This window comes from Ferrovibrio terrae, assembly GCF_943371255.1.
Classification (GTDB): domain Bacteria; phylum Pseudomonadota; class Alphaproteobacteria; order Ferrovibrionales; family Ferrovibrionaceae; genus Ferrovibrio; species Ferrovibrio terrae_B.
Map to the genome: position 1 here is coordinate 1 of NZ_CALRUC010000036.1, position 12,876 is coordinate 12,876.

Here is a 12,876-nt window from a genome sequence, read left to right on the forward strand (position 1 = left end):
CTTCCGCGGCAAGGTCGATCCCAATGCCCATTACCACTGAGCAAAGGCCGGTCTGGCAAAGGCTGCTGTGGTTCGTTGCCCTATGGGCGGGCGGGGTGCTGACCGTCGCCGCCATCGGCTACGCGATCAAGCTGGCGCTCCGGAACTGATGCCGGCACCCAGCCGCAGGCCTGCAGCGCCGCGTGCATATGCGGCGGCGGCTCGGCGGTCACCGTGACCGGCGCGCGCGAGGGATACAGCGGCAGGGTGATGGCGTGGCTCTGCAGATGCAGCACCAGCGGCTTTTCCAGCGCCGCATCGCCATACTGGGTATCGCCCAGCAGCGGTGCGCCCAGCGATGCCAGATGCACGCGGATCTGGTGCGTGCGGCCGGTGCGCGGATGGCATTCGATCCAGCACAGGCCATCGGGCGCGGTGCCCAGCACGCGATAATCGGTCACGGCATGCTGGCCATCCTCGTCGATCGCCATATGCCAGCCGCCGCTTTTGGTGCTCAGCTTTTTCAGCGGCGCATCGACCCGGCCCTCGGCCTGTGCCGGTGCATGGCGCGTCACCGCCCAGTAGGTCTTGTCCACCTTGCCATCCTGGAACAGCTTGCCCAGCTTGCGCAGGGCCTTGGGGTGGCGGCCCAGCACCAGGCAGCCCGAGGTGTCGCGGTCAAGCCGGTGCGCCAGCGACGGTGCCTTGGGCAGGCCGAAGCGCAGCCAGTTCAGATGGCGTTCCAGATTGTCGCCGCCGCCGGGGCCGGCATGCACCGGCAGGCCGGCCGGCTTGTCGATCACAAGCATCAGGCCGTCGCGGTACAACAGGCGCTGTTCAAGCTCTGCGGCATTCATGGCCGCAGGCGTGCCGCAGATCGTTCAGCGGGTCAAGGGGATTACGGCCCGGCCTTACGGAATGGCGGCGGTCTTCTCGGCGCAGCCGCGATAGCGCCGGCCCTGGAACATCACCTCGGCGCTATACGGATAATGCCGGGTCGCCATCGTATCGCCGCAGGCGGTTTCGGTGATGACCACCTCCAGCCGGTCACGACCCGCGCCGCTTTCGGGCGGCTCCAGCGCCCAGGTCAGGCGGTTGCCGTCAGCTGCCGGCGCCCGGGCGCCATAGCGCTGCGGCACACTGCCCAGCCGGTCGAACACCACATCCTCGCCGGCAATGCGCAGGGACCAGTAGGGCTCGTTGCCAAAGGCGCGCCAGCCGGTCTCGGCCGCATCGGCCCGTGGCGGACAATCCGGCGTGAAATAGGTCAGCCAGCCGATCAGGCGCCCGGTCCCGCTCAGCACCGGCTGCGGCGAACCGCAGCGCATGTAGGGTTCCGCCATGGTGGCGGGCGTGAAGGCAGGCCCCGCGACACGCTGTCGCGTGGTGCCCTTCAGCACCGGTGTCGTGCTGCCGGTGCTGTCGGTGCTGCATTCATACAGGCTGCGATCGGCGCCGCGCATGCGCACCAGGATCATGCCGTGATTCTGTGGCGTCACATGGGTGGCAAAGGCCGGCTGATCCGGATGCGCCGCCAGGCAGACCATGATGCCGCCATACAGCTTGGGCAGATGGCGGCCCCAGTCGTCCGATTCCTGGCTCTGCCGCGTCAGCACCATGCCACCGGGCGTTTCGCTGCCGGCACAGCCGGCAAGCATCACGAGAGCGGCGAAGGCAAGAGTTGCATGTTTCATACAGGCATCCAGACCAATCGTTGCGGCGCCAGCGCGGCGGCGCCGATGCCGGTTGTCAGGAAAAACGCGGCTTTCTAGGGTTTGGTTCCCCAAGGAGGCAAAATGCCGCTGCCTGATCGCACTGAACTGCACGCCTACACATCCGCCGACCTGACCGCTGTGCGTCACCTGCATGCCCAGGCCTTTCGCGTGCTGGCGGCCGGCCATCACGACGCGGCGCAGATCGCCGCCCATGAGGATTTGATTGCCGCGCCGGCCTATGCCGCCGATCTTGCCCGCTCCAACCTGATCCTCGCCCGCCATGATGCCGCCGGCCTGATCGCCACTGCGGGCTGGCTCGCGCTGGATGATCGTCCGCACACGGCGCGCATCCGCAAGGTGTTCGTGCATCCCGCCTGGGCCCGGCGCGGCCTGGCCACGGCGCTGGTGCAGGCGGCTGAACAGGCGGCGGCCCGCGCCGGCTATCCGAACCTGTATGTGCGGGCCAATGTGAATGCCGTGCCGCTCTATGCGGCGCTGGGTTACCGCACCGAAGCCCATGGCATCATGCCGGCCGGCGCCGCCGAACTGCCGGTGGTCTATATGACCAAGCCGGCGCCGTGAATTCCGGGGCTCCAAAAATTTAGCGCCCGGCCGGCGCCGCATCCGCTATCCTGCCGCCATGCCGTGACCATCCGTTCAGAGATGGCAGGGCAAGCGGGGGAAACAGCGATGGATCTGATGGCCATGAATACGGCGAGTGGTGCGCGGCGATCGCAGACGCGGCGCGCCTATGACGAACTCAAGCGCCGCATTCTCGACAATGAATTGCCGCCCGGCACCCAGGCGCTGGAACAGCAGACCGCCGAATGGCTCGGCATGAGCCGCACGCCGGTGCGCGAGGCGCTGATCCGCCTGGCGCAGGAAGGCATGGTCGAGGTGCGGCCGCGCCACGGCATGCGCGTGCTGCCGATTGCGATTGCCGATCTGCGCGAGATCTACGATCTGCTGGCCGGGCTGGAAGCCACCGCCGTCGATATCCTGGCGCGGCGCGGCCTGAATGCGGTCGAGGCGGCGGAACTGGAAGGCCTGCTCACCGGCATGACCGCCGCGCTGGATGCCGGTGACCTGGCCACCTGGGCCGAGGGCGATGCGCGCTTTCATCGCCGCATTGTCGAAATGTCGGGCAACCAGCGGCTCATCATGATGGTGGAAACCATCCGCGAGCAGTCGCACCGTGCCCGCATGGCCACGCTGCAGTTGCGGCCCAAGCCGGTCGCCTCGAATGAGGAACACGCCGCCGTGGTGGCGGCGTTACGCCGCCGCGATGGCGAGGCAGCCGTGAAGCTGCTGCGCGCCCATCGCCTGCGCTCGGCGCGGCTGCTGATCGACCTGCTGGAGCATCACGGCCTCAATCACCTTTAGAGATCGAGGTTGTTGCGGATCAGCAGGCGTTCGGCAGAATCGTTCCACACATCCATCTGCACGATCTTGCCATTGCGCACCACGAAGCGGTCGACATAGCGGTTGCCTTCAAACGGCGTGCCGTCAGGCCATTCGCCATAGAGCGTGCCGGTGCTGTACACCACGGTTTCGCCGGCACCGGGCGCGACATCGAAACTGCCCAACTGTTTCTTCACCCATTTATAGCGCTTGGCATTAAAGGCGGCGGTCTCGCGCGGGTGGCTGTATTTGCGCCCGCCGGTGAAGGTGATCACCAGCTCAGGCGCGATATAGCGCTGCGCGGTTTCCGGATCGGGCACCATGCTGGCCTCGAGGAACAGGCGAACGATCTCGGCTTCGGGCGAAAGGCCCGGGACGGGCAGGGACGCGGCGGCGGCAGTCATGGTTGCACTCCGGAAAGGGGTAGTCGCAGCAGGTCTAGCAAGAGCGATGCCGCCCGATAAAACGGGGCAAAATCATCTGTCCCGACAGATTGTGACCATAAATTGGATACAATCTGAGCGCCAGCTGCCGGCAATTGCATACAATTTGGTCAATGGCGTGGTGGATAATAAAATTACCTTTTAAAATCAATATATTGCGTTCTGGCACATGCCTTGCTCACAGAAAGCCGACCCATCCAAAGCCCGGGAGGCTCTCATGTTCGATACCACACGCATTTCCCGCCGGTTCGTGCTCGGCACAGTGGCCGCGCTCGGCCTGCTCGCCGCCACACCTGCCCAGAACAGCGCCTGGGCACAAGACAGCATCAAGATCGGCCTGGTGGCGGCGCTGTCGGGCCAGTCGGCCAAGTCGGGCGAGGCGATCACGCGTGGCCTGATGATTGCCATCGACGAGGTGAACGCCAAGGGCGGCGTGCTCGGCAAGAAGCTCGAGCTGATCCGTCGCGATGACGAGAGCAATCCGGGCAAGGGGCTGATCGCCGCGCGCGAACTGGTGCAGCGCGAGAAGGTGGCCGTGCTGTTCGGCGGCCTCGACACGCCGGTCTCCATGGCCATCGTGCCATACATCAATGCCGAGAAGGTGCCCTTCATGGGCGTCTGGGCGGCGGGCACGCCGATCACCCGCAATGGCGCTGCCGAGAATTATGCCTTCCGCGTCTCTGCCGTGGACGAGATCGTCGACCAGGCGCTGGTCGATTATGCCGTGGCGAAATACAAGTCGAAGACGCCCGGCATGATCCTGATCAACAACGCCTGGGGCGAGTCGAACGAGGCCGGCCTGAAAAAGGCGCTGGCCGGCTCCAGCATGAAATATGCCGGCATCGAGAAGTTCAACGATGCCGATGTCGATGTGGTGCCGCAGCTCACCCGCCTGAAGGCGGCCGGCGCCGACACGCTGTTCATGGTCGGCAACGTGGCGCCGTCCTCCATTGTGGTGAAGTCACTCGACCGCATGGGCTGGGATGTGCCGATCGTGTCGCATTGGGGCCCCGCCGGCGGCCGCTTCAACGAGCTGGCCGGCGCCAGCGCGCCGAAGGTGCATTTCATCCAGACCTTCACCTTCTCGGGCAAGCTGTCGCCCAAGGGCGAGCAGGTCTTCGCCGCGCTGAAGAAGAAGTTCCCCGAGATCAAGACCACGGCCGATGTGACGCCGGCAGTCGGCATCGCCAATGCCTATGACGGCCTGCATCTCACCGCGCTCGCCATTGCCAAGGCCGGCACCACCGAGGGCGCGAAGGTGCGCCAGGGCTTCCATGCCATCGACAAGTATGACGGCCTGATCAAGAGCTACTTCAAACCCTTCTCGTCCGACAACCAGGATGCGCTGGGGCCGAAGGACTACATCTTCACCCGCTTCGTCGGTCCGGAAATCCTGCCGCTGACCAACTGATCTCCAGTCCCGCCGGACCGGCTGTCACAGGCCGGTCCGGTTTTTTCATGATTCAGAGCGGGATCAACCGCCCATGCTTTTAATGTCCGCCATCATTTCCGGCCTCGGTCTGGGCAGCATGTACGGCCTGATCGCGCTCGGCTATCACGTCACCTACACCGTTTCCAACACCGTGAATTTCAGCCAGGGCAGCGTGCTGATGCTCGCCGCCGTGCTGGGTTACACCTTCGCCATCCGGCTCGGCTGGCCGATGCCGGTTGCGGTCATTCTGGCATTGCTGCTCTGCGCGCTCTGCGGCCTGGTGGTCGAACGCTTTCTGGTGCGGCCATTTGCCGAGAAGGGCTCGAATGGCTGGCTGATGGCCACTGTCGCCGGCGGCATCATCCTCGATAATCTGGTGCTGTTCAGCTTCGGCAAGGAGCCGCGCAGCTTTCCCTCGCCGCTGGCCACCAAGCCGGTGGAAATCTTCGGCGCCGGTGTCTATCCGCTGCAGTTGGTCATTCCCGTGGTCGGCCTGGCGATTGCCATCGCCTTGCAGCAGCTGATGCAGCGCACCAGGCATGGCAAGGCACTGCTCGCCGTGGTGCAGAATGCCGATGCCGCCCGCCTGATGGGTATCAACGTGCGTGGTGCCATCGCCGGCTCGTTTGCCGTCTCGGCATTGTTCGCCGGTATCGCCGGGCTGCTGATCGCGCCGCTCTATGCCGTGCATTCCGATATGGGCACGCTGTTCGGCATCAAGGCCTTCGCCGTCGCCATCCTGGGCGGCATGACCTCGGCCTGGGGTGTCATGCTGGCCGGTCTGATCTTCGGCCTGGCCGAGGCGCTGATCACTGCTTACTTCGGCTCGATCTACACGCAGATTCTCACCTTTGCGCTCGTCATTGTCGCGCTTGCACTGATGCCGAACGGCCTGCTTGGCCGTGCCGGCGTCAAGAAGGTGTAAGGCGATGCAGCAGCGCCCTATCGTTCCCATTGCGATTGTCGTCATCACGCTGATCGGCCTGCTGATCGCGGGCGCTTCCAAAGGCTATACGCTGTTCATCCTGGCGCTGGTCGCCATGACCGGCGTGGTCGGCGTCGGTCTCAATGTGCTGCTCGGCCTCACCGGCCAGGTCTCCTTCGGCCATGTCGGCTTCTATGCCATCGGCGCCTATACCACCGGCATCCTCAGCCTGCAGGGCGTCAGCTTCTGGATTGCCCTGCCGCTGGCAGGCCTGATCGGCGCCGCGGTCGGTTTTCTGCTGGCGCTGCCGGCGCTCCGCGTGAAGGGGCCGTATCTCGCCATGGTCACCATCGCCTTTGCCTTCATCATCGAGCATGGCGCGGTGGAATGGCGCGGCCTCACCGGGGGCTCCAACGGCCTGATGGGCATCCTGCCGCCCAGCCTGGGCGGGATCAATTTCGGCGAGCGCGAAATGGCGATGCTGGCGGTACTGCTGATGGGTTTTGCCTTCGCGCTGTATCACCGGCTCAGCAGTTCGGCCTGGGGCCTTGGCATGCGCGCGGTGCGCGATTCGGAAGTGGCGGCACAGTCGCTCGGCCTCAATCCGGTGACCATCAAGGTCACGGCGTTTACGCTGTCGGCGGCCCTCACCGCGCTGGCCGGCGCGCTGTTCTCGCCGCTGATGATGTTCATCGCGCCGAGTTCGTTTCCCTTCTTCCAGTCGATCCTGTTCCTGCTCGCCGTCATCATCGGCGGTGCCGGCTCGGTGTTCGGGCCGCTGCTTGGCGCCATCGTCGTGGTCGGATTGCCCGAGCTGCTGTCCGATCTCGCCGAATACCGCCTGCTGTTCTTCGGCATCCTGCTGCTGGTGGTGCTCTGGGCGGCGCCCAAGGGCATCATCGGCAGCATCGCCGCGCGTTTCCGCCGCGAAGACCCGCATGTCGCCGCCAATGACGGCATCGATCTCGCCGCCTGGCTCAAGCCGGCCTCGGCGCTGTCGCTGGTGATCGAGGGGCTGGGCATCAGCTTCGGCGGCATCCGCGCTGCCCATGGTGTCGGATTCATGGCCGAGCCGGGCAAGGTCACTGCCGTGATCGGGCCCAATGGGGCGGGCAAGACCACGGTGCTCAACATGATCGGCGGTTTCTACCGGCCCGATCACGGCAGCATCCGCCTGGAGGCGGATCTCGCCGGCCAGCCGGCTTTCGCGGTCAGCCGCGCCGGCATCGCCCGCACCTACCAGACCACGCAGCTGTTCGGCGACCTGAGCGTGCTCGACAATATCCGCATCGCGCTGCGGCGCGGCCGGCTCGGCCTGCTGCTCGGCAAGAGCAAGGCGGGCGATGACACGGCACTGGCCGAGGCGCTGCTCGCCTTTGTCGGCTATACCGGCCCCGTCGCCCGCTTGGCCGGCGCGCTGCCGCATGTGGATCGTCGCCTAGTCGAGATCGCGCGTGCGCTGGCGACCCGGCCACGCGTGCTGCTGCTGGATGAACCCGCCGCCGGCCTGATGCGTGGCGACAAGCACAGTCTCAGCCTGCTGCTGCGCCGCATTGCCGATTGCGGGATCAGTGTCATCCTGGTCGAGCATGACATGGCGCTGGTCATGGGCATTTCCGACCATGTGGTGGTGCTGGATGCCGGCACGCCGATTGCCGCCGGCACGCCGGCGGAGGTGCGGCAGAATCCGGCCGTCATTAAGGCCTATCTCGGCGGCGCCGAAATGCAGGGCCGGCCACGCGTCGCGCCCTGGTCGGGCCCTGCCGATGCGGTGCTGGCCACGGTCAATCTCACCGCTGGTTATGGCGCCGCGCCGGTGCTGGAAAAGCTCAGCATCGCGGTGAAGCCGGGTGAGATGGTGGCCCTGCTCGGTGCCAATGGCGCCGGCAAGTCGTCTGCCATGCGCGCCATCTCCGGGCTCTTAAGGCCGATCGAGGGCTCGGTGCTGCTGAAGGATACCGAGCTGCGCCAGCAGCCGGCCCATAAAATCGCGGCGTCCGGCCTGGCGCTGGTGCCCGAAGGCCGGCAGGTGTTTCCCGAACTCAGCGTGCACGACAACCTGCTGCTCGGCGCCTATACGCGCACCGACCTGAAGCCGGAAGAAGAAGTCGCCGCCCTCTTGCAGCGTTTCCCGCGCCTGCGCGAACGGCTGCACAATCGCGCCGGCCTGCTGTCGGGCGGCGAGCAGCAGATGCTGGCGGTCGCCCGCGGCATGATCGCCCGGCCGCAGGTGATGATGCTGGACGAGCCATCCTTGGGCCTGGCGCCCACCATCATCAACGAGGTGTTCACCGTGCTGGCCGATCTGCGCGACGAGGGCGTGACGATTCTGCTCGTCGACCAGATGGCGGTGCTGGCACTCGCCGTCGCCGACCGTGCCTATGTGCTGGAATCCGGCCATGTGGTGCGCGAGGGCAGCGCCACGGAGTTGCGCGGCGACAAGGCGCTGGAAGCCGCCTATCTGGGCCATGTCGAAAACTAGTGTATAAGGCGGCATGAGCTTCGATCTGATTCTGCGCAATGCCCGTCTGGCCGATGGCCGCACCGTCGATCTCGGCATCGCGGCCGGCCGCTTCGCTGCCGTGGCGCCGGCGCTGGCAGGCGAGGGGCCGGAGCAGGATCTTGGCGATCGCCTGGTGGTGCCGGGCTTTGTCGAAACCCATCTGCATCTCGACAAGTCCTGCATCCTCGATCGCTGCAGCAGCGAGGGCAGCCTGCAGGATGCGATTGCCGAAGTGGCGGTGGCGAAAAAGGCCTTCACCGAGGCCGATGTCCATGACCGCGCCCGCCGTACGCTGGAAAAGGCCATTCTTCAAGGTACGACCCGGATTCGCACCCATGTCGAGATCGATCCGCGCATCGGTCTGCGCAGTTTCGCCGCCATTAAACGCCTGCAGGCCGAGTATGCCTGGGCGGTCGATCTGGAGATCTGCGTCTTCCCGCAGGAAGGCCTGCTGAACGATCCTGGCGCGGAAGCGCTTTTGATCCAGGCCATGGAAAGCGGCGCCGACCTGATCGGCGGCTGCCCCTATACCGACAGCGATCCGAACGGCCAGATCGCACGCATCTTCGAGATCGCCAAGCGCTTCGGTACCGATATCGACTTCCATCTCGATTTCGATCTCGATCCCAGCCGCATGGGGCTGGACGAGGTCTGCCGCCAGACCGTGGCGCAGGGCATGGGCGGCCGCGTCACCATCGGCCATGTCACCAAGCTGTCGGCCCTGCCGCCGGCGGATTTCGCCGCCGTGGCCCAGCGCCTGAAAGACGCCGGCGTCGCCGTCACCGTGCTGCCGGCCACCGACCTGTTCCTGATGGGCCGCAGTTTTGACCACAATATCCCGCGCGGCGTGACGCATGCGCATCGCCTGAGCGGCTGGGGCGTCACCTGCTCGCTCGCCACCAACAATGTGCTCAATCCCTTCACGCCGTTTGGCGACTGCTCGCTGGTCCGCATCGCCAATCTCTACGCCAATATCGCGCAGCTCGGCCGGCCGGCCGAGATGGCGGCCTGCCTCGACATGGTGACGGAGCAGGCGGCGCGGCTGCTCAATCTGAAGGATTACGGCATCGCGGTCGGCAATCCGGCCGATCTGGTGGTGCTGGATGCGCCGGCGCCGGCGCCGGCGGTGGCCGAACTGGCGCAGCCGTTGTTCGGCTTCAAGCGCGGCCGGCGCGTTTTTACCCGGCCGCAGGCACAGCTGCATCGTCCGTGAGTCTCACGCCGGCGTGAGCACGCGGCATTCTGTGCATCTGCCGAGATAATCGGCAGTGCCCTGCCGAGACCTATGCTCACCCGTTCAAATTGGTCCGGCCTGTTTCGCCAATACGGCACAAAAACAACGGCGTACCAATTTCCGCGCACTGCATACAGCATGGCATATCGATTGCATATCTGAGCGGGTCTTTTGCTGCACAGGGTTTCTGCCCTCGCTGCGGCGCCACTCCATAGATGAGGTATGCCATGAAACGTCGTTCCTTCGTGAAAGCCGGCCTGATCAGCGGCGCCGCTGCAGCCACCTTCGCCGCGCCCAGCATCGTCAGCGCCCAGGCCAAGACCTTCCAGTGGAAGATGACCAACGCCTATGGCCCGGGTTCGCCCTTCTATGTCGCCGGCCCCGGCAGCCCGACCGATTTCTGCGAGATGGTGAAGAAGATGTCGGGCGGTCGCCTGAGCATCCAGCATTTCGCCGCCGGCGAACTGATCCCGGCGCTGGAAGGCTTCGATGCGGTGTCCAAGGGCATCGTCGAGATGAATGCCGCCAACAGCTATTTCTGGGCCGGCAAGATTCCCGCCGCGCAGTATTTCACCACCGTGCCGTTCGGCCTGAATTTCCAGGGCATGACCGCCTGGCTCTATCACGGCGGCGGCCAGAAGCTGTGGGAAGAGCTGTATGCACCGTTCGATCTGGTGCCGATGGCGATGGGCAATACCGGCGTGCAGATGACCGGCTGGTATCGCAAGCCGATCACCGGCATCGAGGATTACAAGGGCCTGAAGATGCGCATCCCCGGCCTGGCCGGCAAGGTCTATGCAGCCCTTGGCGTCGATGTGAAGCTGCTGCCGGGCGGCGAAATCTTCCCAGCCCTGGAGCGCGGCGTGATCGACGCGGCCGAATTCGTCGGCCCGTATCAGGACCGTCGCCTCGGCCTGCACAAGGCGGCGAAGTTCTACTACACCACCGGCTGGCATGAGCCCTCCAATGTCACCGAGCTGATCGTCAACAAGAAGGCCTGGGACTCGCTGCCGCCGGACCTGCAGGAAATCGTGCGCGGCGCTGCCGCCGCCTGCAACACCATCAGCCACACCTGGTGCGAGGCGACCAATGCCGAGGCGCTGGACGATCTGGTCAAGAACCAGGGCGTCACCGCGCAGCCGCTGCCGCCGCAGATCGTCGCCAAGCTGAAGGAAGTGACCGAGACCGTGCTGAACGAAGGCGCGGCCAAGGATGCCTCGATCAAGAAGGTGCATGACGCCTTCATGACCTTCAAGGCCAACCACGACAAATGGGCTGGCGTTTCTGAGTCTGTCTACCAGACCCAGATCCGCGGCCAGATGACCAAGGCGTAACCTCTTCCATGATTTCTGCGCGTCTGGAGTCTGCCGCCCGCATGCTCGACCTGGTGGTCGAGCATAGCGGGCGGCTCGCATCCTGGACCGGCTTTGCGCTGGTTCTTGTGATGGCCTTCAATGTGCTGTTGCGCTACCTGTTCCACACCGGCTCGGTGGCGATGCAGGAGCTGGAATGGCATCTGATGGCGCCGGTTTCGCTGCTCTGCATCGCCTATGCGATCAAGCATGAAGGCCATGTGCGGGTCGATATCCTCTACGGCAGCTTTTCACTGCGCACCAAGCAGGTGCTGGAAGTGGTGTCCTGCCTGGTCGCAGTCGCTTTCTCCGTCATCATCATCAAGCTCAGCATCGGCTATGTGATGCAGTCCTACCTGATCGGCGAGAAATCGCCCGATCCCGGCGGTCTGCCCTATCGCTTCCTGCTCAAGGCGATGATTCCGGCGGGCTTCCTGCTGCTGCTGGTGCAGAGCCTCGCCGCGACCCTGCGCGCCCTGATCCCTTTCTTCGGCGGCAGCATTCCGCCCGAAGCGCAACCCGATAAGCCGTTTGAACATGCCGCTGAATGAAATCCTGGCGCTGTCCTGTATCGCGTCCTTCTTTGTCCTGCTCGCGCTGGGTATCCCGGTCGCCCTGACCCTGGCGATCAGCGGATTTTTCTTCGGCTGGCTCGGCTTCGGTTCGCTGCTGTTCAACCTGCTGCCGGCCCGCATCTATGGCGTGACGGCGAATTACACGCTGATCGCCATCCCGCTGTTCGTCTTCATGGGCATGATGCTGGAAAAATCCCGCATCGCCGATGAACTGATGGAGGTGATCGGCCATCTTGCCGGCGGCCTGCGCGGCGGCATGGGCATCGGCATCGTGCTGGTCGGTGTGCTGATGGGTGCCACCACCGGCATCGTCGGCGCCACCATCGTGACTTTGGGCCTGCTCACGCTGCCCACCCTGCTGCGGCGCGGCTATAACAAAAGCATCGCCTGCGGCACCATCTGCGCCTCGGGCACGCTGGGCCAGATCATCCCGCCCAGCACCCTGATCATCCTGCTGGCCGACATTCTCGGCCAGTCGGTCGGCACGCTGTTCGCTGCCGCGCTCATCCCCGGTATGATGCTGGCGGGTATCTTCTGCATCTTCCTGCTGCTGCTCGGCATCTTCAAGCCGGAGCTGGTACCGCCGATTCCGGCCGAGGAACGCTTTGCCATGACGCGGCAGGACCTGCTGCGCAAGACCTTCAAGGTCGGCCTGCCGCCGATTGCGCTGGTGCTCGCCGTGCTTGGTTCGATCATCGGCGGCGTCGCCGCACCCACCGAGGCCGCCTCGATGGGTGCGCTGGGTTCTATCCTGGTCGCCGCCATCGCCGGCCGCTTCAACTGGACCATGCTGAAGGAAACCGTTTACGCCACCGGGCGGATCACGGCGTCGATGATGTTCATCCTGATCTGCGCCCAGGTGTTTGCGCTGGCCTTCCGTGGCCTGCAGGGCGAACAGCTGGTGCATGACTTCTTCAAGCTGGTACCCGGCGGGATCGAGGGTGTGCTGTGGTTCATGATGATTCTGATCTTCATCCTTGGTTTCTTCATCGAGTGGATCGAGATCAGCTATATCGTCGTGCCGCTGTTCCTGCCGGTGCTGCAGGCCGCGGGTGTCGATCTGGTCTGGGTCGCCACCCTGATCGCGCTCAACATGCAGACGTCGTTCCTGACGCCGCCGTTTGGCTGGGCACTGTTCTACCTGCGCGGCGTGGCGCCGCCGCAGGTGACGACCATGGATATCTACAAGGGCGTGGTGCCGTTCATCGGCCTGCAGGTTTCGGCTGTCGTGATCCTGTTTTACATGCCCGGCATCGCCACCTGGCTGCCACGCGCTATTGGCTGGTGAATGGGGCTGGTGAGCCGGGGCTGGCATCC

12 protein-coding genes are annotated in these 12,876 nt (G+C 65.0%); 9 read left to right on the forward strand and 3 right to left on the reverse strand.

What is annotated here, in order from left to right; translation table 11 throughout:
* Window positions 1-80: 80 nt before the first annotated feature.
* Window positions 81-836: an RluA family pseudouridine synthase gene (locus AAG799_RS09875; RefSeq protein ID WP_341895660.1), complete on the reverse strand. Its 756-nt coding sequence runs from the start codon at window positions 834-836 to the stop codon at window positions 81-83.
* A gap of 54 nt (window positions 837-890) precedes the next feature.
* Window positions 891-1,673, reverse strand: coding sequence for a hypothetical protein (locus AAG799_RS09880; RefSeq protein ID WP_341895661.1), 783 nt, complete (start codon window positions 1,671-1,673; stop codon window positions 891-893).
* 102 nt (window positions 1,674-1,775) lie between these two features.
* Between AAG799_RS09880 and AAG799_RS09885 the strand changes: the two genes are divergently transcribed.
* Window positions 1,776-2,276: a GNAT family N-acetyltransferase gene (locus AAG799_RS09885; RefSeq protein ID WP_341895662.1), complete on the forward strand. Its 501-nt coding sequence runs from the start codon at window positions 1,776-1,778 to the stop codon at window positions 2,274-2,276.
* A gap of 108 nt (window positions 2,277-2,384) precedes the next feature.
* Window positions 2,385-3,077, forward strand: a complete 693-nt coding sequence (locus AAG799_RS09890) for a GntR family transcriptional regulator (RefSeq protein WP_341895663.1) — start codon at window positions 2,385-2,387, stop codon at window positions 3,075-3,077.
* Here AAG799_RS09890 and AAG799_RS09895 read toward each other — a convergent pair.
* Window positions 3,074-3,499, reverse strand: coding sequence for a nuclear transport factor 2 family protein (locus tag AAG799_RS09895; protein ID WP_341895664.1), 426 nt, complete (start codon window positions 3,497-3,499; stop codon window positions 3,074-3,076). The genes AAG799_RS09890 and AAG799_RS09895 overlap by 4 nt on opposite strands.
* A gap of 256 nt (window positions 3,500-3,755) precedes the next feature.
* On the opposite strand from AAG799_RS09895, the gene AAG799_RS09900 reads away from it, so the two are divergent.
* From AAG799_RS09900 to AAG799_RS09930, 7 genes are all read left to right on the forward strand, one after another.
* Complete coding sequence (locus AAG799_RS09900; RefSeq protein ID WP_341895665.1) at window positions 3,756-4,949, forward strand: ABC transporter substrate-binding protein; 1,194 nt, start codon at window positions 3,756-3,758, stop codon at window positions 4,947-4,949.
* Between the two features lie 73 nt (window positions 4,950-5,022).
* Window positions 5,023-5,895, forward strand: coding sequence for a branched-chain amino acid ABC transporter permease (locus AAG799_RS09905; protein WP_341895666.1), 873 nt, complete (start codon window positions 5,023-5,025; stop codon window positions 5,893-5,895).
* A gap of 4 nt (window positions 5,896-5,899) precedes the next feature.
* Window positions 5,900-8,377 carry a branched-chain amino acid ABC transporter ATP-binding protein/permease gene (locus tag AAG799_RS09910; protein WP_341895667.1) on the forward strand — a complete coding sequence of 826 codons (2,478 nt, stop codon included), beginning with the start codon at window positions 5,900-5,902 and terminating at the stop codon, window positions 8,375-8,377.
* A 13-nt stretch (window positions 8,378-8,390) separates the two neighbouring features.
* Window positions 8,391-9,611 (forward strand): amidohydrolase family protein, encoded by a 1,221-nt coding sequence (locus tag AAG799_RS09915; RefSeq protein ID WP_341895668.1) that lies wholly within the window; start codon window positions 8,391-8,393, stop codon window positions 9,609-9,611.
* 248 nt (window positions 9,612-9,859) lie between these two features.
* On the forward strand, window positions 9,860-10,966 hold the full coding sequence (locus AAG799_RS09920) for a TRAP transporter substrate-binding protein (protein ID WP_341895669.1): 1,107 nt from the start codon (window positions 9,860-9,862) through the stop codon (window positions 10,964-10,966).
* Window positions 10,967-10,974: 8 nt separating this feature from the next.
* Complete coding sequence (locus AAG799_RS09925; protein WP_341895670.1) at window positions 10,975-11,535, forward strand: TRAP transporter small permease subunit; 561 nt, start codon at window positions 10,975-10,977, stop codon at window positions 11,533-11,535.
* The gene (locus AAG799_RS09930; protein WP_341895671.1) at window positions 11,522-12,847 is read left to right on the forward strand and encodes a TRAP transporter large permease subunit; all 1,326 of its coding nucleotides are present in this window, start codon (window positions 11,522-11,524) and stop codon (window positions 12,845-12,847) included. Before AAG799_RS09925 ends, AAG799_RS09930 begins: the two co-directional genes overlap by 14 nt.
* Window positions 12,848-12,876: the final 29 nt, after the last annotated feature.